Annotated in this window: 20 protein-coding genes and 1 pseudogene; 7 read left to right on the top strand and 14 right to left on the bottom strand. The window is 60.6% G+C overall.

Annotation, left to right across the window (positions count from 1 at the left end; genetic code table 11):
- The first annotated feature begins 146 nt into the window (after window positions 1–146).
- Window positions 147–2,477 carry a TonB-dependent Fe(3+) dicitrate receptor FecA gene (gene fecA, locus NTD85_RS10140; protein WP_262142057.1) on the top strand — a complete coding sequence of 777 codons (2,331 nt, stop codon included), beginning with the start codon at window positions 147–149 and terminating at the stop codon, window positions 2,475–2,477.
- A 214-nt stretch (window positions 2,478–2,691) separates the two neighbouring features.
- Here the strand turns inward: fecA and NTD85_RS10135 are convergent, their stop codons facing one another.
- Together NTD85_RS10135 and NTD85_RS10130 are read right to left on the bottom strand one after the other, a co-directional pair.
- Entirely contained in the window at window positions 2,692–3,096 is a 405-nt protein-coding gene (locus NTD85_RS10135) for an HPF/RaiA family ribosome-associated protein (RefSeq protein ID WP_003221782.1), read from the bottom strand.
- Between the two features lie 200 nt (window positions 3,097–3,296).
- Window positions 3,297–4,244, bottom strand: coding sequence for a LysR substrate-binding domain-containing protein (locus tag NTD85_RS10130; RefSeq protein ID WP_103369604.1), 948 nt, complete (start codon window positions 4,242–4,244; stop codon window positions 3,297–3,299).
- Window positions 4,245–4,379: 135 nt separating this feature from the next.
- On the opposite strand from NTD85_RS10130, the gene NTD85_RS10125 reads away from it, so the two are divergent.
- The 3 genes from NTD85_RS10125 (at window position 4,380) to NTD85_RS10115 (ending at window position 7,777) form a co-directional block, all read left to right on the top strand.
- Window positions 4,380–5,756 carry an L-serine ammonia-lyase gene (locus tag NTD85_RS10125; RefSeq protein WP_262142056.1) on the top strand — a complete coding sequence of 459 codons (1,377 nt, stop codon included), beginning with the start codon at window positions 4,380–4,382 and terminating at the stop codon, window positions 5,754–5,756.
- Window positions 5,757–5,842: 86 nt separating this feature from the next.
- Window positions 5,843–7,144, top strand: coding sequence for an HAAAP family serine/threonine permease (locus tag NTD85_RS10120; protein WP_262142055.1), 1,302 nt, complete (start codon window positions 5,843–5,845; stop codon window positions 7,142–7,144).
- Window positions 7,145–7,459: 315 nt separating this feature from the next.
- Window positions 7,460–7,777, top strand: a complete 318-nt coding sequence (locus tag NTD85_RS10115; protein WP_262142054.1) for a DUF3509 domain-containing protein — start codon at window positions 7,460–7,462, stop codon at window positions 7,775–7,777.
- Here the strand turns inward: NTD85_RS10115 and NTD85_RS10110 are convergent.
- On the bottom strand, window positions 7,774–8,274 hold the full coding sequence (locus tag NTD85_RS10110) for a phosphate-starvation-inducible protein PsiE (protein ID WP_003221775.1): 501 nt from the start codon (window positions 8,272–8,274) through the stop codon (window positions 7,774–7,776). The two genes, NTD85_RS10115 and NTD85_RS10110, sit on opposite strands and share 4 nt — an antisense overlap.
- Window positions 8,275–8,600: 326 nt before the next feature.
- Between NTD85_RS10110 and NTD85_RS10105 the strand changes: the two are divergent.
- A pseudogene (locus tag NTD85_RS10105) lies at window positions 8,601–8,855 on the top strand (YebG family protein); the annotation flags it as partial.
- A gap of 184 nt (window positions 8,856–9,039) precedes the next feature.
- On the opposite strand, the gene NTD85_RS10100 reads toward NTD85_RS10105, so the two are convergent.
- Entirely contained in the window at window positions 9,040–10,059 is a 1,020-nt protein-coding gene (locus NTD85_RS10100) for a Glu/Leu/Phe/Val dehydrogenase family protein (protein WP_103485823.1), read from the bottom strand.
- A 172-nt stretch (window positions 10,060–10,231) separates the two neighbouring features.
- On the opposite strand from NTD85_RS10100, the gene NTD85_RS10095 reads away from it, so the two are divergent.
- Window positions 10,232–11,035 (top strand): SirB1 family protein, encoded by an 804-nt coding sequence (locus tag NTD85_RS10095; protein ID WP_103485822.1) that lies wholly within the window; start codon window positions 10,232–10,234, stop codon window positions 11,033–11,035.
- Window positions 11,036–11,221: 186 nt separating this feature from the next.
- Here NTD85_RS10095 and NTD85_RS10090 read toward each other — a convergent pair whose 3' ends face one another.
- From NTD85_RS10090 to hmgA, 4 genes are all read right to left on the bottom strand, one after another.
- Window positions 11,222–12,592 carry an MFS transporter gene (locus NTD85_RS10090; protein ID WP_262142053.1) on the bottom strand — a complete coding sequence of 457 codons (1,371 nt, stop codon included), beginning with the start codon at window positions 12,590–12,592 and terminating at the stop codon, window positions 11,222–11,224.
- 146 nt (window positions 12,593–12,738) lie between these two features.
- Window positions 12,739–13,374 carry a maleylacetoacetate isomerase gene (gene maiA / locus NTD85_RS10085; protein WP_103521449.1) on the bottom strand — a complete coding sequence of 212 codons (636 nt, stop codon included), beginning with the start codon at window positions 13,372–13,374 and terminating at the stop codon, window positions 12,739–12,741.
- 12 nt (window positions 13,375–13,386) lie between these two features.
- A complete protein-coding gene (gene fahA, locus NTD85_RS10080; RefSeq protein WP_103521450.1) occupies window positions 13,387–14,691 on the bottom strand; it encodes a fumarylacetoacetase in 1,305 nt (434 codons plus the stop codon).
- A gap of 3 nt (window positions 14,692–14,694) precedes the next feature.
- A complete protein-coding gene (gene hmgA, locus NTD85_RS10075) occupies window positions 14,695–15,999 on the bottom strand; it encodes a homogentisate 1,2-dioxygenase (RefSeq protein WP_262142052.1) in 1,305 nt (434 codons plus the stop codon).
- Window positions 16,000–16,163: 164 nt separating this feature from the next.
- On the opposite strand from hmgA, the gene NTD85_RS10070 reads away from it, so the two are divergent.
- Window positions 16,164–16,958, top strand: coding sequence for an IclR family transcriptional regulator (locus NTD85_RS10070; protein WP_103521452.1), 795 nt, complete (start codon window positions 16,164–16,166; stop codon window positions 16,956–16,958).
- A 24-nt stretch (window positions 16,959–16,982) separates the two neighbouring features.
- Here NTD85_RS10070 and NTD85_RS10065 read toward each other — a convergent pair whose 3' ends face one another.
- The 6 genes from NTD85_RS10065 to NTD85_RS10040 all read right to left on the bottom strand — a co-directional run bounded on the left by NTD85_RS10065 (window position 16,983) and on the right by NTD85_RS10040 (window position 24,343).
- A complete protein-coding gene (locus tag NTD85_RS10065) occupies window positions 16,983–19,379 on the bottom strand; it encodes a dermonecrotic toxin domain-containing protein (protein ID WP_410017535.1) in 2,397 nt (798 codons plus the stop codon).
- Window positions 19,380–20,350: 971 nt separating this feature from the next.
- Window positions 20,351–21,262, bottom strand: coding sequence for an SDR family oxidoreductase (locus tag NTD85_RS10060; RefSeq protein ID WP_201135777.1), 912 nt, complete (start codon window positions 21,260–21,262; stop codon window positions 20,351–20,353).
- Window positions 21,263–21,464: 202 nt separating this feature from the next.
- On the bottom strand, window positions 21,465–22,367 hold the full coding sequence (locus tag NTD85_RS10055) for an alpha/beta fold hydrolase (protein ID WP_262142050.1): 903 nt from the start codon (window positions 22,365–22,367) through the stop codon (window positions 21,465–21,467).
- The gene (locus tag NTD85_RS10050; protein WP_262142049.1) at window positions 22,367–23,149 is read right to left on the bottom strand and encodes a class II aldolase/adducin family protein; all 783 of its coding nucleotides are present in this window, start codon (window positions 23,147–23,149) and stop codon (window positions 22,367–22,369) included. Before NTD85_RS10050 ends, NTD85_RS10055 begins: the two co-directional genes overlap by 1 nt.
- Before the next feature lie 131 nt (window positions 23,150–23,280).
- Window positions 23,281–23,967: an LrgB family protein gene (locus NTD85_RS10045; RefSeq protein ID WP_103485812.1), complete on the bottom strand. Its 687-nt coding sequence runs from the start codon at window positions 23,965–23,967 to the stop codon at window positions 23,281–23,283.
- Window positions 23,957–24,343, bottom strand: a complete 387-nt coding sequence (locus NTD85_RS10040; protein ID WP_226500625.1) for a CidA/LrgA family protein — start codon at window positions 24,341–24,343, stop codon at window positions 23,957–23,959. Before NTD85_RS10040 ends, NTD85_RS10045 begins: the two co-directional genes overlap by 11 nt.
- Between the last annotated feature and the right edge of the window lie 26 nt (window positions 24,344–24,369).

The following is a 24,369-nucleotide window of genomic DNA, read 5'->3' as shown; positions in this document are numbered from 1 at the left end:
GCTCCTACAGGATGTACACCGAGTCAATGTAGGAGCTGCCGCAGGCTGCGATCTTTTACTCTCGAAAAATAAATGAGCCGTTTTTCAGATCTGGCGTGACAGAGAAGGAAAGCCCCCTTGATTCAACCTTCTCAGGATCAACCTTCATGCACCCCACTCGCCTCACGCCGCTGGCCCGCAGTCTGCGCAACCTCGTACTGGGCGCCAGCCTGAGCTTCAGCGCCCTGCCGGTCATAGCTGCCGAAACCAAGGTTTACCACATCGCCCCGGCGTCGCTGGAAAACGCCCTCAACCAGTTTGGTCGTGAAGCCGGCGTGCTGATTTCCTTTGGCTCACAAATCACCAGCGGCGTGCAAAGCCGTGGCCTCGAAGGCAGCTACAGCGCCGAACAAGGTCTCGATGCGCTGCTCGAAGGCACCGGCCTGCAAGCCCGCGCCGAGGGCAACAATGCCTTCAGCCTGCAACCGGTCGGCGACACGGCGCTGGAGCTGGACACCTCGAAAGTCGTCGGTGACTGGCTCGGTGATGCGGCGCAGGTCAACGTGTTCGAACACCCGGGTGCCCGCGATGTGATCCGCCGCGAAGATTTTGAACGGCAGGGCGCGACTCAGGCGCGCGATGTGCTCAACCGCATCCCCGGGGTCAACGCTCCGGAAAACAACGGCACCGGCAGCCACGACATGGCGCTGAACTTCGGTATTCGCGGCCTCAATCCGCGCCTGGCCGCGCGCTCGACCGTACTGATGGACGGCATTCCCGTACCGTTCGCACCCTACGGCCAACCGCAGTTGTCGTTCGCGCCGATCAGCATGGGCAACATGGATGCCGTGGACGTGGTGCGTGGCGGCGGCGCCGTGCGTTACGGCCCGCAGAACGTCGGTGGCGTGGTCAACTTCGTGACCCGCGCCATTCCCGACGCGCCGACGGTCAAGGGTGGTTTCCAGACGGAAACCAGTCCGTCGTCGAGCCATGACGGCTTCAAGACCAGCGCCAACCTGCTGGCCGGCGGCACCAACGAAAATGGCTTGGGCGGTGCGCTGCTGTACTCCGGCACCCGTGGCGGCGACTGGCGTGAACACAGCGACAGCGAAATCGACGACCTGATCCTCAAGGGCAAATACCAGCTCGACGAGGCCAACAGCTTCAACGCCATGGCCCAGTATTACGAAGGCAAGGCCGATATGCCCGGCGGCCTCAGCGTTGCCGATTACGACGCCGATCCGTATCAGTCGACACGCCTGAAAGATCAGTTCTGGGGCCGTCGGACGATGTTCAACTTCGGCTATCGCTATCAGGAAGATCGCCGCGAATTCACCGCCAACACCTTCTTCACCAAGACGCTTCGCAGCGGTTATCTGGATCAGGGCACATTCCTCTCGCTGTCGCCGCGCGAGTATTGGGTGCGCGGTTTCGAAACCCGTTTCGCCCAAGGCTTCGACCTCGGCCCGACCAGCCACGAGGTCGGCGTCGGCTACCGCTACATCAACGAGGCCGGCCACGAATTGCGCTATCGCACGCCGATCAGCAGCAACCAATACCCGACCACCGACAGCCGCAACGACCGCGATACCCGCGGCGGCACCGAAGCCAATGCGTTCTTCGTCGACGATCGCATCGACATCGGCAAATGGACCATCACCCCGGGCGTGCGCTACGAGATGATCGAGTCGCAGCAGACCAACAACCTGACCGACGTCAAATACAAGGGCGACTACAACACCGCGCTGCCGGCACTGAACGTGCTGTATCACCTGAGCGACAGCTGGAATCTGTACGCCAATACCGAAGGTTCGTTCGGCAGCGTGCAGTACAGTCAGATGCCCAACCGCGTGAGCAGCGGCGAAGTGAAACCGGAGAAGGCGCGCACCTGGGAACTCGGCACCCGTTATGACAACGGCGCACTGCGAGCGGAGATCGGTGCGTTCCTGATCAACTTCGACAACCAGTACGAAAGCAACCAGACCAACGACTCGGTGATCGCCCGTGGCGAGACCCGTCATCAGGGCATCGAGACCAGCGTCAACTACGCGCTGGATGACTTGAGCCCGGCACTGGCCGGTTTCGATGTGTATGCCACTTACGCCTATGTTGACGCGACCATCCGCGAAGACGGACCGAACAAGGGCAATCGCGTGCCGTTCTCCTCGAAACACAAAGGCACGATTGGCGTCGCTTACACCGAGGGGCCGTGGAAGCTCAACGTCGACAGCAGCTTCCAGAGCAACCAGTTCGCCGACAACGCCAACACCTCGAAAGAAAGCGCCGACGGCAGCACCGGCAAGATCCCCGGCTACATGCTGTTCAGCAGCCGCGCCGGTTACGACTTCGGCCCGCAGCTGTCGGATCTGAACGTGGCGGTGGGGGTGAAGAACATCTTCAACACCCAGTACTTCACCCGTTCGTTCGATGACAACAACAAGGGCAAGTACGTGGGTGAACCACGTACGGTGTATGTGCAGACCTCTGTAGCTTTCTAAAAAAACTGTGGCGAGGGAGCTTGCTCCCGCTCGGCTGCGAAGCAGCCGTAAATCCTGCTAATGCGGTCTGGCTGTTGAACGCCTTTGCAGGTTTTGGGGCCGCTTCGCAGCCCAGCGGGAGCAAGCTCCCTCGCCACACTGTTCAGCAGCACAAACAAAAACGGGCCTGCTTGCGCAGGCCCGTTCTCATGGGGTGGCTTGAAAAATCAGCGCATCAACTGTTGATCGCTGCCTGTTCGTTCTCCAGAAACTCTTCTTCCAGCAGTGCGTCATTCGCCTTGCTGAATGGCACGATGGCGGCGCGTGGTTTGCCCCGCAGTTTGCCAAACAGGTGCTCCAGCGCGTGTTCCAGTTTTTCGGCTGCACCATCGATCGCCTGTTCCAGCGAATCGGCTTTATGGGTGACGGAAATCGGTTGATGGCCTTTTGGCCGCGCTTCCAGTTGGCAACGCATGTCATGAGGACCTGGTTTGTCGCCGTTCTCGTCGCTCAGGTGGACTTCGACACGGGTCAGGTCTTCTTCATAACGGTCGAGCGTGCTCTCAATAGTTGTACGTACCCACTCCTCCAGTCGTTTACTGCTTTGAATATGGTTATCGCTGTTGACTTGGATTTGCATAGTTCATCCCTTATTTCAGCTAGCTCGCGAGAGGCCTCGAATTGAATTTCCTGACCTCTTGGTTACAACAATCGGCCCGACCGGCGAACATTTCAACCCCTGAAAAAAGATAAATATTCATTCGCAAAAAAAGCCGGACAACCGGGCAAGTCACTGGTAAGGTCGGGAGTTGGGTTGCCTCGCTACCCCGCAAGATTTGGTCACAATTGCCCGTCATTCAACGGGTGCAAGCTGCGAAAAATCCCCGCCTCCTCCACCAGCCAGTCATGCACCGCGCGCACGCCCGGATGGCTCAACGCCCCCGGCGCATACAGCAGCACGTAGCGTTTGTGGTTGGGCACCGACAGGCCGAACGGCACAATCAGCGTCCCGCGCTCCAGCTCATCGTTGAGCAGCGTGCGCCGGGCAATTGCCACACCCATACCGGCGATCGCCGCTTCGATCGTAAGGTGATTGCGATTGAACGTGTGCCCACGCCGCACGTCGGCGCCCTCGAAGCCAATCGCATTCAGATAGAACTCCCATTCCGCATATTCATAACTGCCACGCCACGCGGTGATGTCGTGCAACAACGGAAAATGCACCAGATCCACCGGCCCATGCAGCGGCGGACGTCCACGCAACAGGCTCGGCGCGCACACCGGGAAAATCTGTTCGTCGAGCAAGGCTGTGGATAACAGCCCCGGATAGCTGCCGTCATTCAGGTCAATCGCCAGATCAAAATCGCCCTCATGCAACGGCACGCTGCTGTCCTCGGCCACCAGGCGCAACTGGATGTCCGGATAGCGCTGTTGCAGACGCGGCAAACGCGGGGTCAGCCATTTGCTGAGGAACGATGGAATCGAACGCACCCGCAGAATCCCGCTGATCATCCCGGCATCCAGACGACGCAATTCAGCATCGATGCTGCCATAGGCCTCGTTGACCGTGATGGCCAGTCGCTGGCCTTCCGCACTCAACTCCACACCCCGCGCTCGTCGGTGGAACAGGCGAAAACCCAGACGCTCTTCCAATTGGCGAATCTGCTGACTGACCGCCCCCGGGGTGATGTGCAGCTCTTCCGCGCAACGGGTGAAGGACAAGTGCCGCGCGGCACAGGAAAACACCTGCAGCCAGACGTAGGTCTGGGCATGCAATTGACGACTCATCGTTTAGTCCTGCTAAAGGCTTTCTTAGGAAGTTTCGTTGGTCACGTAGGACCGAGGTAGGCAGTATCGCCGACATTGCGCTTGTCCTACAAAAAATGGCAGCGATTCCTACTCCATTGCTTGTAAGGGTTTAGCATGGCTATCAGTGTTTTCGATCTATTCAAAGTCGGCATCGGCCCGTCCAGCTCCCACACTGTCGGCCCGATGCGCGCCGCCGCAACCTTCGCCCAGGCGCTGATCGACCAACGGTTGCTCAACGATGTGCGTCGTGTGGAAATCCGCTTGTACGGTTCGCTGTCGGCCACCGGTGTCGGCCACGCCACCGACCGCGCCACGGTCATGGGCCTGATGGGCGAATGGCCGGACAGCATCGATCCGGCGACCATCGACCCACGCATCCAGCAACTGCGCGAAACTGGTCTGCTGTCTCTGGCCGGTCACAGAGAAATTTCCTTCAACTGGCAGCGTGATCTCCTGCTGCTGGACGAAAGCCTGCCCTACCACCCCAACGCCATGTCGCTGACAGCCTTCGGCGAAAGCGCCGAGCTGTTCACGCAGACGTACTACTCGATTGGCGGCGGTTTCATCATCGAAGCGGCGGAAGCCGAGTCCGGTGAGGCACCGGCCGGCGACGTGGTGCTGCCGTACGATTTTTCCAGCGCTGCCGAACTGCTGAGCCTGTGCAAGCAGCACAACTTGCGCGTGTCGGAACTGATGATGGCCAACGAACGGGCCTGGCGCAGCGACGCTGAAATCCGTAACGGTTTGCTGCACATCTGGTCGGTGATGCGCGAGTGTGTCGAGCAAGGCCTGCGTCACGAAGGCATTCTGCCCGGTGGGCTGAACGTGCCGCGCCGCGCCGCGAAATTGCACCGCAGCCTGCTGGAAATCGGCAAGCCGAATGTCATCAGTTCGACGCTGTCGGCGATGGAGTGGGTCAACCTGTTCGCCCTCGCCGTCAACGAAGAGAACGCTGCCGGCGGGCGCATGGTGACCGCGCCGACCAATGGCGCGGCCGGGATCATTCCGGCGGTGCTGCACTACTACATGAAATTCAATCCGGACGCGTCTGACGATGACATCGTCGCGTTCTTCATGGGCGCCGCCGCCGTCGGCATTCTGTGTAAGAAAAATGCCTCGATCTCCGGCGCCGAAGTCGGCTGCCAGGGCGAGGTCGGTTCAGCCTGCGCCATGGCCGCGGCAGGCCTCGCTGAAGTGCTCGGCGCGACCCCGGAGCAACTGGAAAACGCCGCCGAAATCGGCCTGGAACACAACCTCGGCCTGACCTGCGACCCGGTCGGCGGCCTGGTGCAGGTGCCGTGCATCGAGCGCAACGCCATCGCCGCCGTGAAGGCGATCAACGCCACGCAAATGGCCCTGCGCGGCGACGGCAAACACTTCATTTCTCTCGACCGGGTGATCCGCACCATGCGTGATACCGGCGCCGACATGCACGACAAATACAAAGAGACTTCACGGGGCGGCCTGGCCGTGAGCTGGGTGGAATGCTGACGCGCATTCCCTGACCGCCCCGGCAGGCCGACACCCGCGGCCTGCCAACCGTGAGCCCGAGCAAAAATAATAACGAGGCAAAAACGATGACCGATGTACGTACACCTGCTGCCGAAAATCCCGCTGTAGATCGCACACGCAACACCGAAATTGCCCACAAGGGCTGGAGCAAATCCGACACCACCTGGATGCTCGGTCTGTACGGCACCGCCATTGGTGCCGGCACCTTGTTCCTGCCGATCAATGCCGGTGTCGGCGGTTTCTGGCCGTTGCTGATTCTGGCGCTGCTGGCGTTCCCGATGACTTTCTTCGCCCACCGCGGCCTGACCCGCTTCGTGCTGTCCGGGCGTTCGGGCGACATCACCGAAGTCGTCGAAGAACACTTCGGCAGCGGTGCCGGCAAGCTGATCACCCTGCTGTACTTTTTCGCGATCTTCCCGATTCTGCTGGTGTACAGCGTGGCGCTGACCAACACCCTGAGCAGTTTTCTCGAACACCAATTGCACATCGCCCCGCCACCCCGGGCGATCCTGTCGCTGGCGCTGATCCTCGGCCTGATGGCCATCGTCCGTTGCGGGCAGAACGTGATCGTCAAAGCCATGAGCGTGCTGGTCTATCCGTTCGTCGCCGCGCTGCTGTTGCTCGGCCTCAGCCTGATCCCGAATTGGAACGGTGCGTTCTTCGCCAGTGCCAAGGAGGCGATGCCGCTGTCGACGTTCCTCAAGACGATGTGGCTGGCGATCCCGGTGATGGTGTTCTCGTTCAACCACTCGCCAATCATCTCTGCGTTCGCGGTTGACCAGAAGCAACGCTACGGCGCCGAGGCCGAACGCAAGAGCAGCGGCATCCTCGCCATGGCCCACGGGATGATGGTGGTAACGGTGATGTTCTTCTGCTTCAGCTGCGTGCTGGCGCTGTCGCCGGCGGATCTGGCGGCCGCGAAAGCGCAGAACATTTCGATCCTGTCGTACCTGGCCAACCACTTCCAGACCCCGGTCATCGCTTACGCCGCGCCGCTGATCGCGCTGGTGGCGATCACCAAATCCTTCCTCGGCCACTACATCGGCGCCAGCGAAGGCTTTCAGGGCATGATCGTCAAGAGCCTGCGCGGTCGTGGCAAGGTGATGTCGGCGAGCTGGCTGAACCGTGCGACCGCGCTGTTCATGATCCTCAGTTGCTGGGCCGTTGCGACCTTCAACCCGAGCATTCTGGGCATGATCGAAACCCTCGGCGGACCGGTGATTGCCTGCCTGTTGTTCCTGATGCCGATGTACGCTATCCGCCGCGTGCCAGCCTTGCGCCAGTATTCGGGTCAGGCGTCCAACGTGTTCGTGGTGCTGATCGGCCTGATTGCACTGTCGGCGATCATCTATTCGGTTCTGCCCTGAAACGGGCCACAAATGACAAAGGCGAGCCGTGTGCTCGCCTTTTTTGTGCCGTATCCATTGTCCAACAATTTTCCCGGCACAGCCCTTGCTATGACCTGTGCAGGAGCTGTGTAGGAGCTGTCGAGTGCAACGAGGCTGCGATCTTTTGATCTTCATGACCGAAGTCAAAACAGCGCAGATCAAAAGATCGCAGCCTTCGGCAGCTCCTACAAAACGCAACACCACAGGCCACGGAATGGCCGATGGTCCGGTATGGCGAACCAACCCGATCACGGCCGGTCAACAACTGCACGTTCAATCAGGCGGTGACGCATCATGGACAACCCTTTTCAGATCATTACCGATGCCTTCGCGCCGGACTATCAGATCAACCTGAGCATTCAGGGACTGGACGGCAGCATCATGCTGACCCTGTCCAACAACGGCCGGATCGTCGCCAAACGGATGATCAGCGCCGAACAGCGCAACGATCCGGTAAGGCTCAAACGGCTGGTGCAAAGCATTCAGTTCGGCATCGCCATCGAACAGGGCCACAGCGCCATGGCGATCCTTGAAGCGATGACCAGCGGCGGCGGGCTGCCCCCGCCACCGCAGCAGAGCACCGGCCAGCCTCGGCCGTCGCTGGGACTTTAAAGCTCGCCCTTCTCGATCTCGGGGTGCTCACCGGAACCGGCGCCGAGCTTGCGTTGCGGTTTCTCGATTTTCACCGACGGAAATTGCGACGAGGCGTAACGCACCACCAGGATCGAGAACGCCAGCAGCAGAATGCCGCCGCACAGGTAGATGATGCCCATGTCCGGCGGGTTGTGGTGCGAGACGTTGGAGATCAGCAGACGCGTCAGCGCAGTGATCGCCACGTAGATCAGGAAGCGCACCGGCATGTGGTTGGTCTTGAAATAAATCCCGACCATCGCCCCCAATTCCAGATAGATGAACAGCAACAGAATGTCATCGATCTTGATGTGGCCTTCTTCGAGCATGCCGAGAAATTCCATCACCGCCGCCCACGCGGTCACCGCACCAATGGCAAACAGCGCCAGATAGTGGAAGGTCTCGACGAACAGGTTGCCCAGGGACTCGGCCAGTTGATGCACGTTTTGCCGCAGTTTCTCGGCCCAGTTTATTTTCACGATGATGTTCCTTAGCCCGACTCGGGCGGATGATGCGTGTTGGACGTGACGGTTTTCTGCACGTCTTGAGTTACATGCAGAAAAGAGGCCACGCCATCATGGCGAGCCAGCACCAAACCCGCGCCGTGGCGTTTGGTCGCAGACCCGAGCAATTGTCGCAGCGAGCCTGCTCGCGAATGGCCGCACTGCGATCCCGCTGACAAATCCCGAATCCGGTCTACATTGAAAAGCCACTACCCAAAGCGCAGGGATTCGCTTATCCTTTCGCTGTATATAAATACAGTAGTCGCTAAGACAACTAAATGTGAAGGCATGTGAGGTGGTGAATGGCCGTCGAAGTGGTATACCGCAGCAGCCGAGATCTGGAGCGCTTGTTCATGGATAAAGCCGAAGCTGACCGTCATGACAAAATGCTCGAACTGGCCGAGATGCTGTCCGAAGTGTTGCAAAAAGCCGTTCCGTCGCTGAACGAGCAGCAGGTTGAAGAAGTCGGGATCTACATGGCGAAGAACCGCGATGTATTTGCCAAGGCGTTCAAGAGCCAGCCTGATGCGCTGTCGGAGCTGATCAATGCACCGGCAGAAGTCGTCGAAAAAGCCGAAGTGGCCGAAGTAGCCGAGCCGGAAGAGGCTCCAGTGAAGCCGGTTAAAGCGGCGAAAGCTGCCAAGTAACAGCGTTTGAATCGAAAAGATCGCAGCCTGCGCCAGCTCCTGCATTGGAATACGTTTCCTGTAGGGGCTGGCGCAGGCTGCGATCTTTTGCTTTTCAGCGATACAAGACTTTCTCTGCCAACTCATCCGCTACCCGCGCCGGCGAACGTTTCTCGGCCTGCGCATGGGCGAATACTTCGGTCAGCCGCGAACTGATCTTCGACAGGTGCGCAGTAATCGTCCCCAACTCTTCGCCGCGATGCTTGAGCGAGACATAAATCAACCCGCCCGCGTTGATCACGTAATCCGGTGCATAGAGAATCCCGCGCCGCTCCAGTTGATCGGCCACGTCCAGATGCGTCAGTTGATTGTTGGCCGAGCCAGCCACCGCCGAGCAGCGAAGTTGCGTCACCGTATGGCTGTTGAGCACGCCACCGAGCCCGCACGGCGCAAGGATGTCGCAGGGTGTGCTGAGCAACGCGTCGTTGGCGATCGGATGCGCGTTGAGTTGCTCCATCGCCAGTTGCACCTTGCCGTGATCGATGTCGCTGACCAGCAACTCGGCCCCTGCCGCATGCAGCTGCTCGGCCAGTGCATAACCGACGTTGCCCAGACCTTGAATCGCCACGCGCAAACCTTCGAGGTTGTCGCTGCCCAGCCGCGCCATGGCGGTAGCGCGAATTCCGGTGAACACACCCATCGCCGCATGCGGTGCCGGGTCGCCGGCCGAGGTGGTGCTGGTGACATGCTGCGTCTGCTGGGCGATGCAATCCATGTCCGCCACTGAGGTGCCGCTGTCGATGGCGGTGATGTAGCGACCGTCGAGCTGATCGATGCAACGGCCAAACGCTTCGAACAGCGCAGCGCGGTTTTCCACATGCGCCGGGCGCACGATCACCGCTACTCCGCCGCCCTGATCGAGCCCGGCCAGTGCCGCCTTGTAGCTCATGCCCTGCGCCAGGCGAATGGCGTCCTCGACCGCGGATTCGTCGTTGGGATAGGCAAGATAACGGCATCCGCCCAAGGCAGGGCCGAGGCGACTGTTATGAATGGCAATGACCGCCTTCAACCCGGTGACCGGGTCAACGCTGAGGTGCAGCGATTCCAGGCGAGTGCTTTGCATGAGAGCGAACATCGGCAGGCTCCCGAATCACTTCTGGTAGACGCCAGTATAGGCTTGCGCCCAAAAATTGCTGAAGCGCACCGGAATAAGCGCCAGCGGCAACGGTGACTTTGCGGCATAACCTGACCGGTACTGGACGAATGGCGCGGACGGGGCTAAAACGAGGCATTCCCCGGAGATTGCAATGAGCCCGCGCCAACGTTTTTTCGAGTGTCTGCACCGTTCACCGCCCGCGCTGTTCGACGCGGCGCTGTGGATGGCTGCCGAGCACGAAAAAGGCCTCGATGTCGAAGCGCTGCAGCAAGACTTCAAGGAGCTGCAGCAGCGCGTCAGCTACGGCTTGCCGATGCTGCCGGTCAGCGAACTGGCGCAGCCATTGCTGCGGCGGATGAATGACCTGGGGTTCGCCCAGGACGATTTTCTGCCGCTACGCCCGCAGGTCGCGTTGTTGCACAAAGTGTTGCAGACCCGTCGCGGCCAGCCACTGACCCTGTCCTTGATTGCTCTGGAACTGGCGCGCGGTCTGGAGATCCCGCTGGTCGGGGTCAACTTCCCCGGGCATTTCCTGCTGCGGGTGCCCGGTGCCGATCACCTGCTCGACCCGTGTGGTGGCCGGCGTCTGTATCCCAACGATTGTCGCGAGTTGTTGCAGCGTCAGTACGGCGCGCACCTCAAACTCAAAGCCGATCATCTCGCCACCGCCACCCCGCAGCAAATGCTCCAGCGCCTGTCACGCAATCTGCGTCAGTTGCATCTGGCCCATGAGGATTACATCGCCGCATTGATCGACGCCGAACGCGTACTGGAACTGGGCACCGCCAGCGCTGCCGATTATCTGGCCCGCGCCAGCCTGTACCAACGCCTCGACTGCCCGAACGCCGAGCGCTTCGATCTGGAGCATGCGCTGCTGCTCAGTGACGATCCGGTCCAGCGCCTGCGCCTGACTGAACGGCTTGGGCACCTGCCCCCCAACTCCGTCGTGCACTAAACGCTTTTTGTAGAAGTGAGCCTGCTCGCGAAGCAGGCGCCGCCGATTTTTCTGTCAGACCGCGTTATCGTTCTTCGCGAGCAAGCCCGCTCCCACAGGGTTTGGGGTGATCCATTTCATTTGCATCACACAGATCGCTTGTGGGAGCGTGGCGTGCCCGCGATACAGGCGCCGCCGTTTTTTCTGTCAGGCCGCGTTATCGTTCTTCGCGAGCAAGCCCGCTCCCACAGGGGGTTGTGTGGCGTCCGAGGGTGAGCGCACCTGGATGATCAGCAGTGCCGCGATGACCGCCGGAATCGCGCAGAAGAAGAAAATCTGCGTCACCGGAATGTGCATCGCCAGCAGCATGCTGCCGAACAACGGCCCGAGGATCGAACCGAAGCGCCCTACCCCCAACGCCCAGCCAGTGCCCGTGGCGCGTACATGCGCCGGGTAGAAGTTGCTGGCGAAGGCGTTCAGCGTCAGTTGCCCACCGATGATGCAGAACCCGGCGGCAAACACGCAGGCCACCAGATAGCGTGGATTGTCGTGGTTCAAACCCAACAGAATCGTGCACAACGCCGCCCCGGCCAACACCGCGCAGAGCAAGCGCACCTTGCGTTTCAAACGGTCGGCAAACCAGGCCATGCACACCGCGCCCAAGGTGCCGGCGAACAGGAACATCGAGGTCACCAGGTTGGCTTCATTGAGTTTCAGGCCGCTTTCCAGCAACAGCGTCGGCAGCCAGCTGATCATGAAATACAGCAGAATCAGGCTGACAAAAAACGTCGCCCAGATCAGCAGGGTCGGTCGCGCATAACCGTTGCGGAACAACTCGACCACCGTCAGTTTGCTGCCCTGCTCGCGCTCGTTCTGTTCGACCGAAGCGTCCGGCGGTTGCCAGTCCGGCAGCATCCGCGCGGTGACTTTGCGCAGCCGCGCATAGGGCGCAGGGTCGCGCAGCAGACGCGGCAGCGATTCGGGCAGCATCCACCACAGGAACGGGAACAGCAGCAGCGGCGTGACGCCACCGGCGAGGAACACCGCTTGCCAGCCAAAGCGGTCGATGAAGCCTGCGGCGACAAAACCACCCGCCGCACCGCCGAACGAAAACCCACAAGCGGCCAGCGTCACCATCAATGTGCGCAGACGCGGCGGCGAATATTCCGACATCAAGGCCATGGCACTGGGCATCGCCCCGCCCATGCCGATGCCGCAGATGAAGCGCGCGATCATCAGGGTATTCAGCGAATCGGCGAACACCATCAGCACCGTGAGGCTGGCGTAGATCAACACGCAGGCGAGCAGGATTCGCCGCACACCGAAGCGGTCGGCCAGTGGTGTCACGGCCAGCGAACCGAGCGTGAGGCCCAACAGGTTGGCGCTGAAAACAGGCCCGAACGCGGCTTTTTCCAGCCCCCAGTCCTGGGCCAGGGCCGGCACCACGTAACCGAGCACTTGGGCGTCGTAACCGTCGGTGACCAGCAACAAGGCGAGCAGGATCAAGAGCAACCACTGATAGCGGGACACAGGACGGGCGTCGAGTGCCGCGCGGAAGCTGGCAATCTGGTTGTGCATCGCAAGGTACCTGTTTTGTTTTTATGATTTTTTAGGTGCAACACGGACTACAGGTGGGAGCGGGCTTGCTCGCGAAAGCGGTGTGTCAGTCAACATCCCCGTAGCTGACACTCCGCTTTCGCGAGCAAGCCCGCTCCCACAGGGTCTTACGGGGTATCGGGCTGGTTGGCCGGATGCGCCTTGATGAACGCCGGATGCTCAGCCGCCAACGCCGCCACCCGCCGAATCCGCGGATAAGCCTCAAGACTCACGCCGAACCGCTCGGCCGCATACAACTGCGGAATCAGATAAACATCCGCCACACACGGCCACTCGCCGAAACAGAAACCGCTGTCACCGATCAATTGCTCGACGGTCGCCAGCCCCTGACTGATCCAGTGCGCGATCCACTCCACCACCTGCGGCTCTTCGTGGCCCAACTGGCGCAGGCGATTGAGCACGCTGACGTTATGCAGCGGATGCACATCGCAGCCGATCACCGCCGCCACGCCGCGCACATGGGCACGGGCGGCAAGGTCTTCGGGCAGCAGTGGCAACTGTGGATAACGTTCTTCCAGGTACTCGATGATCGCCGGCGACTGAATCAGCAACTCGCCTTCATCGGTGCGCAAGGCCGGCACCCGGCCCTGCGGATTGATCGCCAGATACGCCGCCTGCCGATGCTCGCCCCCCGACGGCGCGATCAGGTTGACCGGCAACGCGGTGTAGTCGAGCCCTTTCAGCGCCAGAGCGATGCGCACCCGGTATGACGAGGTCGAGCGGTAATAGGTGTAGAGATCCATGATCCGCTCCTGTCAGCGCGCCGCCAGCACTTTGCCGCGGCATTCGCCGAAGCCGATCGAGGCGAAACCGTCACGGGCACAACGCGCACGCAGAATGATTTCGTCGCCGTCCTCAAGGAATTTGCGCACTTCGCCGGAGGCCAGTTCGATCGGCTTTTTACCGCCCTCGGTGATTTCCAGCAGGCTGCCGAACTGACCGCTTTGCGGGCCGGACAAAGTCCCCGAACCGAACAGGTCGCCGGCCTGCAACTGGCAGCCGTTGACGCTGTGGTGCGCGACCATTTGCGCGACGGTCCAGTACATGTAGCGGGTGTTGCTCAGAGTCAGGCGATGGGCCGGCAGATTCTGTTCGCGCATGGCTTCGGTGAGCAGCAGCACTTCCAGTTCAATGTCGAAAGCGCCGCCATCCTGATCGCGTTTGTCGAACAGGTATGGCAGCGGCTGTGGATCACCTTCCGGGCGCGCAGGTTGTGGGGTGCGGAATGGCTCAAGCGCTTCGGCCGTCACCACCCACGGCGACACACTGGTGATGAAGCTCTTGGAGAGGAACGGGCCGAGCGGCTGGTATTCCCAAGCCTGGATATCGCGGGCCGACCAGTCGTTGAGCAGGCAGAAACCGGCGATGTGTTCGGCGGCATCACCGATGGCAATCGGCTCGCCCATTTCGTTGCCCTGGCCGATCCAGATGCCCAGCTCCAGTTCGTAGTCCAGACGTGCGCAAGGGCCGAAGGTCGGCTCGCTCGCACCGGCCGGCAGGGTCTGGCCTTTCGGACGACGCACGTCGGTGCCGGAGGCGCGCACCGTGGAGGCGCGACCGTGATAGCCGATCGGCACGTGTTTGTAGTTTGGCAGCAGCGGGTTGTCCGGACGGAACAGTTTGCCGACGTTCTGCGCGTGCTCGATGCCCACGTAGAAGTCGGTGTAATCGCTGATGCGCGCCGGCAGGTGCAACTGGCAATCGGCAGCCAGTGGCAACAGTTTCGCGCCTTGGGCTTCGATGGCGCCGCGATGGCTGCTGCCCTCGCTGAACAATTCCAGCAAACGGCTGCGCAAGGCTACGCGGGCTTCGCGACCGAGGTCGAAGAAGGCGTTCAGCAGACCGCCGTGCATGGCTTCGACCGCGCTGCGTGCCGCGCCGTCGAACAGCCCGGCTTCGAGCGCCACTTGCAGATCGAAAATGTGCTCGCCGATCGCCACGCCTGCGCGCGGCGCCGCGCCATTGAGGCTGAACACGCCCAGCGGCAGGTTCTGCAACGGAAAATCCGCGTGGCCGTTGGCCGAAGCAACCCAACTGCGGGTGATGGAAGTCTGAGTCATGGGTTATCTCCGGGTCGGGTCGAACGTGGCGGGCAGCGTGGCCCAGCAGGCGTCGTAATTGGATTGCAGTTGCGGGCAGTCGAGGGCGAAGCGGCTCGGGCGCAGCACCTGACTGGTCTCGAACATGAAGGCCATGGTGTTGTCGATCTTCGCTGGTTTGAGTTCGGCGTTGATCGCTTTGGTGCAGGTTTCGCCATCCGGGCCGTGGGCGCTCATGCAACTGTGCAGGGACGCACCGCCGGGCACGAAACCTTCAGCCTTGGCGTCGTACTCGCCCTGAATCAGGCCCATGAATTCGTTCATCAGATTGCGGTGGAACCACGGTGGACGGAAGGTGTTCTCGGCGACCATCCAGCGTGGCGGGAAGATCACGAAGTCGAGGTTGGCCAGCCCGTGCACGCTGGTCGGCGAGGTCAGTACGGTGAAGATCGACGGATCCGGGTGATCGAAGCTCACGGTGCCGATGGTGTTGAAACGGCGCAGGTCGTATTTGTACGGCACGTTGTTGCCGTGCCAGGCCACCACGTTCAACGGCGAATGATCGAGCTCGGTGCCCCACAACTGGCCGAGGAATTTCTGCACCAGCGTGGTCGGCTGCTGCAGGTTTTCGTAGGCGGCGACCGGGGCGAGGAAGTCCCGCGGATTGGCCAGACCGTTGCTGCCGATCGGCCCCAGATCCGGCAGGCGCAGCGGCGCGCCGTGGTTCTCGGCAACGTACCCGCGCGCTTCCGGATCAAGCAGCTCGACGCGGAATTTCAGCCCACGCGGCAGCACGGCGATTTCCAGCGGCGCGATTTCGAGCACACCAAGTTCGGTGGCAATCCGCAGCCGCCCGAGTTGCGGCACCAGCAGCAGCTCGCCGTCGGCGTTGTAGAACACCCGCTCCATCGAGCGGTTGGCGCAATAGTTGTAGATGCTGATGCCGGCAGGTTTTTCCGCCGCCGAATTGGCGACCATGCCGACCAGACCGTCGATGAAATCGGTCGGCTCAGCGGGGATCTGCAGCGGATTCCAGCGCAGGCGATTGGGCGTCACTTCACCCAGCGGGCCGCCGGCCAGTTGCCGCTCCAGTTTGACGAACGCCGGGTGATTGGCCGACGGCTGAATGCGATACATCCAGGTGCGCCGGGCTTCACTGCGGGTCATGGTGAATGCAGTGCCGGAGAGCAATTCGGTGTAGAGGCCGTAGGGGGCTTTTTGCGGGGAGTTCTGGCCGATGGGCAAGGCGCCGGGCAACGCTTCACTGCTGAATTCGTTGCCGAAACCGGACTGGTACGCCAGCTCCGACGCGTTTGAATCGAGGTTCATGGAGCCTCCTGAACAGGGAGTCGGCAGTGGCCCATCGCTCTGGCTCAGAGGTTTGCGCACGCCGGGGTTGTTATTATCGTAATTCGATTACGCATAACGTAATTTGCTCGCTATCCAGCGTCAAGCTATAAAGACGCCCATTCGTTTTGGAACCCGGCCGCACCATGGAAAAAACCAGCGACAGTAACGGCAAACAGAAAGTCCGCTCCGCCGAGGTCGGCACCGACATCCTCAAGGCTTTGGCCGAGTTGTCGCCGTCCACCTCGCTGTCGCGTCTGGCCGAACATGTGCAGATGCCGGCCAGCAAGGTGCACCGCTATCTCCAGGCCCTGATCGCCAGCGGCTTCGCCGAGCAAAACGCCGCCACCAACCATTACGGCCTCGGCCGTGAAGCGTTGCGCGTGGGCCTTGCAGCCCTGAACAGTATGGACGTACTCAAAGTCGCCGCCCTGCCCTTGTCCGAGTTGCGCGACGAACTGAACGAAACCTGTTTTCTCGCAGTGTGGGGTAATCAGGGCGCGACCGTGGTGCACATCGAACCGGCGGTGCGCGCGGTGACGGTGGTGACGCAGTTGGGTTCGGTATTACCGCTGCTCAGTTCGTCCACCGGGCTGGTGTTCAGCGCCTACCTGCCACATCGCGAAACCGATGAATTGCGCGAGCAGGAAACCGCCGTCGCCAATCATCCGCTGGCCGATGAAAAAACCTATTCGGACCTGTGCGAACAGATCCGCGCGCGCAGCCTGCATCATGTGCATGGCTTGCTGATGCCCGGTGTGGATGCGCTGTCGGCGCCGGTGTTCAACGCGGTCGGGCAGATCGCCGCCGTGCTCACCATCGTCGGCCCGACTTCGCTGTTCCACGCCGATGAAAACGGCCCGGCTGCCCAGCGTTTGCTGGCGGCAGCGCGAGCCGTCAGTTGGCGAATGGGCTATCAGGCCGACGACCTCCATCCCTGAAGCGCCGCCGGCCATGTCTCGCAATCAGGCGAGGGTGGTTTTGCTGGCGGTGCTCTGCGGGTCATCAAGGATCTCTTGAATCACCTCCAGCAAGCGTTTGGGCAATCGAGTCTGACCGGACGCTTCGGCCACCAGCTTCTCGATCACGTAAGCATCGCCTATCAGCCCGATGACGTTCTTCTGAACTTGGGTCACCGACGCCTTGGTGAACCCGGCCTTGCCCAGGGATGCCAACTCGATCAGCGCATCCTTGAAATGCCCGAGGGCGCGCGCCCGCTCGCCCAACCCATAAGCCTCGAACCCTTGCACCATCGCTTTGGTGAACAGCACGGCCGTGAGGGCGATGCCGACGGGCGCGAACACAATACTGATGGCTCCCGCCGCCGCGACCACCGCGTCGAACAGCAGACCGCCGATGATTTCCTTGAGGCTTCGGGTCTTTTCATCCACATCGGCAATCACCTTGTGCAGAACGCTTTCGTAACACTCGTTGAAGTCGGTGATGTGAATCCTGCCATTGAGCGTTGGGGCCTGCGTGGCTCTGGACGATTCTTCAAGCTCACGCAGATAGCTCCCCACCTGCAGCTGATGCTTCACGTAGAGCCGCTGATGCAGGTAGTCGCCCAGGCCTAGTGTCTTGACCGCACTGACAAACTCGCTGAACGGTCGCAACTCGCGGCCATCCGGAGCGTCGGGGGTAAACAGGTATTCGATGACCTGCCCCTGCAGACGCAGCCTGAACACATAGACCCCCACTACCGGCCGCAACAACAGATGCAACTGATGCAGAACACTGTGCCCGACGTTGCCGAAGGCGTCGGCCTGCCGGGTGATCTGTCGCAGATCATTTTCGACGTACAGGTTGACTACCCCGAGCAAGGCCTCAACGTGCGCCTGCGGCAGTTGCCCGTTGAACTGTCCCTGCATGATCGCCACCCGCATCCGCCGCTGGAGGATGGCCAGTGCAATGCCTCGCTTGAGCAGCCCCTCGGAATTGGCTGGATTGAGGTCAACGGCGCGTAGCTGACCGATGTATTGTTCCCCCGGACGCAAGGTTCTCGACCAACTGGCGATGTCACGGATGTCCAGCCCAGTGAACGGCGGGTGCCCGTCCAGCAGCACGAAACGCGGGTATAGCGGCTGCCCCGTTTGATCGGCATAAAACGCGACCTCACCCACGATCAACTCATGCAAGGTCATCCTCTGTCGCTCGTCGATCTGCACCTCGATCAGGTCCGGATCGATGACAACCTGCTGGCCCCGTTGCAACAAGACTTCTTCTACCCGCGCCTTGATCAGATCACGGCAAAACTTTTCATAGGATGCAAAACCGCACTGGCGTATCTGGATGGTCTGCAGCGCCTTGAGTTCGCAGTTGATCCGGGTGAAGCCCTGACGCAACGTTTCATCCGCCGTGCGGTAGCCGTATGGCGTCTGACCCTCTTCCTGCGACACCCGCCAGGCGCGCTCGTTGAAAACCAGAGGGTCGAGCACTGCGGCACCGCCAGAGTGCGCGGGCGCGAGCGTCAGGCCGATCCAGGCATCGCCGCGCTGAGAAGCCTGCTTGAGGTAACCAGTGATTTGCTGGCGATCCAGGGCATGGGACTGCCAGGTCAGATAGTCACGTCCACGCTCGGTGGCCGCCCAGGCCGCTACTTCAAGATTGAGGATCCGGAAGGTGTGTTTCTCATACCAGTCCCGACCGTCGGGCGACCCCGGGGCATACAGCAGCCAGCTATCCTCGCCCGCGCCGCGACTGCCGACGGCCACCAGATCCTTGAGCGCGCGGACGTCCGCACGCAGCTGCAAAGGGGCAATCGTCAGCGCCGCGTCCCCGGCGACGGCACTTTGAATCCGCTGCAAGTTGGCGTCACTCAAATGTCCCTGACACTTCGCGGCAAAAGCACTCAGCAGCAATTGATCACGGATGAGACTGTTCAAGGCTGCCAGCACGCCCTGGCGTTCGTACGCCTTGCGCAAGCGGACACCGTATTCGGCGCGAACACTGCTGGTGACGATTTTTTCCAGCCATGGCTGGTTCAGACCCGCGGGCAGTCCGTCCCCGGAAAAGCTGATTCGCCCGCGCATGCCCGGCTCATGCAGGCCTTGCAGCAACAGATCCGTCAACGAGCGCCTGTCCTCCTGAATCACCGTGCGCCCCGCCGCCTGGAATACATAACGGCTGTGAGTGACGATCAAATCGGGATCCAGTGGGTTGCCGAAGTCCTGCTCCAACTCCCGACTCATCAGTGAACGGGCGAAAGCGCGCAAACTTGCGGCGTCCTCCAGTTGCCGATCCAGCTCGATCTGGCTATCGACCCACTGCTGTTCCAGCTCGCAGTACTTAAGTTTCTCTTTCGCCCCCACTCGGCTCAGCCATGTCGGCGCAGTGCTGTCTTGAGTGGAAATATGTGTATTCATGACGTTCATTGAAATGCCCTTATGAGAAGTCGATCAGCCAATTCCAAAAATTGGCAACCCAATCTAAATAAGGACAAACCAACTCCCAACCTCACAACCAATACCAAAATCCAGAGAACATGACCGCATATGACACAGCGTTAATGTCGAAACATAAATGTGATTTAACCCACACCGCACTCGACTGACGTCTAGTGCCTCTGCCCGGTATTCGTTATTCAGCCATCCCATTGAATAGAGGCGCCAGGATCGACAACTTCACATCGTGCAAAAGAAACAGCATCGCTGCGGCAATATATTGATCAAAATAAGCGTCGGCCCCTCAGTGGTGCCACGACATGAAATGCACGCGGATGCCCTCTGACGAAGGGGCAGTGCCCTCAATGAGTCTTTGGACTGTTGCATGCCCCGTAACAGTGCATGTCCGGAATCGCTATTTTTCCTTCGGATCGAACCCCTTATTCTGAGCGGGCTTTCACGGCAGGCGCCGTGAAGCAGGAAGCCTTGGCTGCTGAGCCCCTCGCGCCATCGCTGACCGTTTTCAGATCAATCGAATCTTCGGATTGATCGCCCCGGTGTTCACTGACGTTGATTTGTAGCTCCTTGATCCAACGTCTTACCTTGGCCGCTGCGTTTGCAGCGGCCTTTTTTATGCCTGACAAAAAGCAAGCGTACCCTCCTGAAAGAAAACTCCGAAAAACCCATCGAACACTTCTTATTGCGTAGAAGTACGCAACCCTGCGATTAAAGAAAATTCGAAAGCGCACTCCATCAAACAAGCTTCAATTCATGGAGTGTTCAGACTTTGAATTCAGGCCTTGTCGTAACTTGAACGACTCAAGCATCGCCTGGCGACAAGGGTCGTATTGCCGAGCGTCAAGGCACGGCGTGCTGCCAATGGAAAACCCGGATTCAAACCTGAAAAATAAAAAAACGAGCAAACACGTTGTGCCTGCTCGTTATTTTTCTTGTTAGAGCGAATACTTCTGCAAATTCCCCATCATTTCCTTCAACGCTTCAATATTGTCCTTCGGATGCGCCGCGCCCTCGAAATCGCAGATCTGTTGCCAGTGCGCCGCGACATCTTCCGGGGAGAAGCCGCTGCGGGGATCGAACCCGGCGCCGAGGCTGCGTTCCCAGCGCACCTTGCCCATCCAGCCGCCACCGACTTCAAACAGGCCGGAGGTCTCCTGGCACTGCTCGCTGGCCAGGTACACCACCAGCGGGCTGACCAGTTCCGGTTTGAGCTGTTCGAACACTTGCGGCGGGATCAGGCCTTCGGTCATGCGCGTGCCACCGGTGGGGGCGATGGCGTTGACCAGGATGTTGTTCTTGCGTCCTTCGATGGCCAGGGTACGGGTCAGTCCGTAGAGGCCAAGTTTGGCCATGCCATAGTTGGACTGGCCGAAGTTGCCGTAGATGCCCGAAGTCGAAGCCGTGAAGATCACTCGACCGTAGCTTTGCTCGCGCAGGTGCGGCCAGGCGGCGCGGGTGACTTTATAGGCGCCCTCGACGTGGACGCGATAGACCAGATCCCAGTCGGCGTCGTCCATCTTGTGAAAGGTCTTGTCGCGCAGGATCCCGGCGTTGTTCACCACCACGTCGACACGGCCAAAGACATCGAGGGCGTTTTGCACCAGTTTGTCGCCGTCAGTGACCGAATCGTGGTTGGCCTCGGCGATGCCGCCGGCTTCGCGAATTTCCGCCACCACCCGGTCGGCGGCGGAGGCGTTGGCACCTTCACCCTGGGTCGAGCCGCCGAGGTCGTTGACCAGCACTCTGGCGCCGTGCCGGGCGAACAGCAAAGCGTGCGCCCGACCGAGGCCACCACCGGCCCCAGTGACGATCACGACTTTATCTTCGAAACGTACGGACTCATTCATCGCGGGAACTCCAGCTGGCCTGAGGGACAATAATCCCGAGTGTCAGGCACGGGGCGTTAGGTCACAACGAACAGGGCTGGGGCTGAATGGTGGGCGATAAGGCTGGGGGATGATGAACAGCAAAATCCAAAGATCGCAGCCTGCGGCAGCTCCTACAGAAGGTTGGTGCAGGAGCTGGCGCAGGCTGCGATCTCTTGATCTTTCAGGAACACGCGACCTTGCGCGGCGGCAACTCCAGGCGCTCACGAAACGCCAGATAATGCTTGAGCACCTGCACCGGCGCTTCGATCTGCGGATAGTGGCCGATGCCCGGCAACAGTACGGTGTCGGCATCGGTAATCAGCTTGCGGTAACGCTCGACCATGTGCGCACCGGAGATCGGATCGACTTCGCCATCGATCACTCGTAAGGGCACATCTCCACGTTGCATCGCCGACACCCAGCGGTCACGTTGCACCCGACGCTCCGGGATATAGCCGATCAATTTGTGCAGGATGCGCGGGCCGCGATGGGTCTCGATCAGACTCCAGAAATCATCCAGTTCGCTTTCGCTGGGCCGGGTCTGCGGGCCGAAAATCTGCCGAAAACTTTTCACCAATGCATCACGGGTAAACGCACGCCCGATCATCCAGCCCAGCGGACTGAGCAGCAGCTTTTGCATCAACACCGGTCTATGGGTTTCCGGGAACAGGCCGCCATTGAGAAAGACACAACTGGCGACCTCGATACGATTTTCGTAATGCCGGGCGAGCAGTTCCTGGGCAACGCTGTCGCCATAATCGTGGGCCAGCAGGTGCACCGCTTGCTCGACCTGAAGATGCGCCAACAGCGCCTGTTGCAGGTCGGCCTGTTCCAGCAGGCTGTAGCTGTGATTCAGCGGTTTGGCCGAATCACCGAAACCGAGCATGTCGCAAGCGATCACTCGGTAACGCTGGGCCAGCGGCTGCCACAGGTAGTGCCAGTCCCAACTGGCCGTCGGGAAACCATGGATCAGCAGCAGCGGTTCACCCTGCCCCGCCGTCCAGTAACGGATCGACTGGCCGCGAAAGACAAACGTCCGGCTGCGTTTGCGCCAGACACACAAAGGAATCTCGGCAAGAGGCATTAGAGTTTATATCCGGGGTCTTGTTTATCGAGTTTGCGCAGCAGTGCCGGCCAAGCCAGCGCGCCGCCCATGCCTTGAGCACTTTTGGTCACGCCGGCGATCATCGCCTTGGCTCCCGCGAGGATTTGCGGTTCGATGGCGATCAGTTCAGCACCGCCGGTTTGCGCCATGACCTGAATGTCGCAGGCGCGCTGGAAGGTGAACATCATCAGAAAGGTGTCGGCGATGGTGCCGCCACAGGTCAACAGACCGTGGTTGTGCAGCATCAGGAAATTGTTATCGCCCAGGTCGGCCTGCAAGCGCGCCTTCTCATCGTGATTCAGCGCCACGCCTTCGTAGGCGTGATAGGCCAGGCTCGACAGCACGAACAGCGACTGCTGACTGATCGGCAACACACCCTGTTTTTGCGCGGAAACGGCTACACCGGACGCGGTGTGGGTATGCAGCACACAAACCACATCGTGCCGTACCTCGTGCACGGCGCTGTGGATGGTGTAACCGGCGGGATTGATTTCGTAGGGACTGTCCATGAGCTTGTTGCCGGCCTGATCGACTTTGACCAGGCTCGAGGCGGTGATCTCATGGAACATCAACCCGAACGGGTTGATCAGGAAGTCTTCGGTGCCAGGGACCTTGGCGGAAATGTGGGTGAAGATCAGGTCATCCCAGCCATGCAGCGCCACCAGTCGATAGCAGGCGGCCAGATCGACCCGGGTCTGCCATTCCGCGGCACTGACCTGGTCTTTGACATTAAGGGGCGATTGGACGGGGGCTACGCTCACTGTATGCACCTCTGCGTTCTTATTGTTTTGCACGTGTCAGCAGTCTAGTCAGCTCCCACAATTCACGTAGTTGCATTGCCAGCCAGCTTGATGACTGAGCGGGTCAGCAATGCAAACAGCTTGGATCCATGTCAAAGCAACGACGCCAATAAAGGCGCGGCGAACAGATTGAGCAGCCCGGTCAGCACCATCACCAGCCCCGCCACCGAGCCTTCCTCACCGCCCACTTCATGCGCCCGACTGACCCCGGCCCCATGCGCGCCAACCCCAAACAACGCACCACGCGCCAGCGCACTGCGCAGCGGCAACCACTTGAGCAATACACCGCCGAGCATCGCGCCGAACACGCCAGTGAACATCACGAACACGGCAGTCAGTTCCGGCACGCCACCGAGATCCTGCGCCAGCGGCATGGCGAATGGCGTGGTGATCGAGCGTGGCACCAGCGACATCGTGACTGAGGTGTCCAGCGCCAGCGCCCTGGCCAGTCCGAACGAGGTGGCGATCGACGCCGCGCTGCCGGCGAGCATACCCAGCAACAGCGCTGACCAGTGCCGTACCAACAAGCGCCGCTGTTGCCAGATCGGCACGGCGAAGGCGACCGTCACCGGCCCGAGCACCAGCATCAACCAATGGGTGTTGCTCGAATATTCGGCATACGCGGTGTGCAGCGGCACGGCGAGCGCCAGCAGCAGTGCCGGCACCAGAATCAGTGGCGACAGCAGATAGCGCCCGGTGCGCCGATAAATCCAGCGACTGAACAGGTACGCCAGCAGAGTGAATGCGAGCCAGAACATCGGCATCCATTCAAGCTTCATGGGACCGCCTCAGACGCACGGCCAGCTCTACGGTGAACGCAGTCACCAGCATCACCATCAGGGTACTGGCGCCGATCACCAGCAGAATCCGCCAGCCGTCATTGCGTAACAGCGCGCCGTAGTCGAGCAGGCTCATCAGCGCCGGAATAAAGAACAGCAGCATCTCGGCCATCAGCAATCCGGCCCCCAGTTGCAGCGCCGCCGGTTTGACCCAGCCGAATGCGAACGCCAGCAGCAACAAGGCCATGCCGATGACGCCGCCGGGAATCGGCCACGCCAGCCACGCGGCGATCTGGCAGCCGAGCAGGTAGAGACCGAGCAACACGGTCAGCTCGGCGAATAGACGGGAAAGATACTTGAGGGATGCGGCGTTCATGATGGGCTCCTGACAGGGGCTCATTT

The organism is Pseudomonas sp. 13B_3.2_Bac1, from assembly GCF_025466205.1.
Lineage (GTDB): Bacteria > Pseudomonadota > Gammaproteobacteria > Pseudomonadales > Pseudomonadaceae > Aquipseudomonas > Aquipseudomonas fluorescens_H.
The sequence above is the reverse complement of the archived record's forward strand: the minus strand, read 5'-3'. Positions and strand labels throughout refer to the sequence as shown.

What these genes read in the sequence shown, in the direction of transcription:
- NTD85_RS10060 (WP_201135777.1), bottom strand. Translation starts at nt 21,262, where the DNA reads ATGAATGAGTCCGTACGTTTCGAAGATAAAGTCGTGATCGTCACTGGG.
- NTD85_RS10045 (WP_103485812.1), bottom strand. Translation starts at nt 23,967, where the DNA reads ATGAAGCTTGAATGGATGCCGATGTTCTGGCTCGCATTCACTCTGCTG.
- NTD85_RS10055 (WP_262142050.1), bottom strand. Translation starts at nt 22,367, where the DNA reads ATGCCTCTTGCCGAGATTCCTTTGTGTGTCTGGCGCAAACGCAGCCGG.
- NTD85_RS10120 (WP_262142055.1), top strand. Translation starts at nt 5,843, where the DNA reads ATGACCGATGTACGTACACCTGCTGCCGAAAATCCCGCTGTAGATCGC.
- NTD85_RS10115 (WP_262142054.1), top strand. Translation starts at nt 7,460, where the DNA reads ATGGACAACCCTTTTCAGATCATTACCGATGCCTTCGCGCCGGACTAT.
- NTD85_RS10100 (WP_103485823.1), bottom strand. Translation starts at nt 10,059, where the DNA reads ATGTTCGCTCTCATGCAAAGCACTCGCCTGGAATCGCTGCACCTCAGC.
- fahA (WP_103521450.1), bottom strand. Translation starts at nt 14,691, where the DNA reads ATGACTCAGACTTCCATCACCCGCAGTTGGGTTGCTTCGGCCAACGGC.
- NTD85_RS10135 (WP_003221782.1), bottom strand. Translation starts at nt 3,096, where the DNA reads ATGCAAATCCAAGTCAACAGCGATAACCATATTCAAAGCAGTAAACGA.
- NTD85_RS10125 (WP_262142056.1), top strand. Translation starts at nt 4,380, where the DNA reads ATGGCTATCAGTGTTTTCGATCTATTCAAAGTCGGCATCGGCCCGTCC.
- NTD85_RS10095 (WP_103485822.1), top strand. Translation starts at nt 10,232, where the DNA reads ATGAGCCCGCGCCAACGTTTTTTCGAGTGTCTGCACCGTTCACCGCCC.
- NTD85_RS10040 (WP_226500625.1), bottom strand. Translation starts at nt 24,343, where the DNA reads ATGAACGCCGCATCCCTCAAGTATCTTTCCCGTCTATTCGCCGAGCTG.
- NTD85_RS10070 (WP_103521452.1), top strand. Translation starts at nt 16,164, where the DNA reads ATGGAAAAAACCAGCGACAGTAACGGCAAACAGAAAGTCCGCTCCGCC.
- hmgA (WP_262142052.1), bottom strand. Translation starts at nt 15,999, where the DNA reads ATGAACCTCGATTCAAACGCGTCGGAGCTGGCGTACCAGTCCGGTTTC.
- fecA (WP_262142057.1), top strand. Translation starts at nt 147, where the DNA reads ATGCACCCCACTCGCCTCACGCCGCTGGCCCGCAGTCTGCGCAACCTC.
- NTD85_RS10065 (WP_410017535.1), bottom strand. Translation starts at nt 19,379, where the DNA reads ATGAATACACATATTTCCACTCAAGACAGCACTGCGCCGACATGGCTG.
- maiA (WP_103521449.1), bottom strand. Translation starts at nt 13,374, where the DNA reads ATGGATCTCTACACCTATTACCGCTCGACCTCGTCATACCGGGTGCGC.
- NTD85_RS10090 (WP_262142053.1), bottom strand. Translation starts at nt 12,592, where the DNA reads ATGCACAACCAGATTGCCAGCTTCCGCGCGGCACTCGACGCCCGTCCT.
- NTD85_RS10130 (WP_103369604.1), bottom strand. Translation starts at nt 4,244, where the DNA reads ATGAGTCGTCAATTGCATGCCCAGACCTACGTCTGGCTGCAGGTGTTT.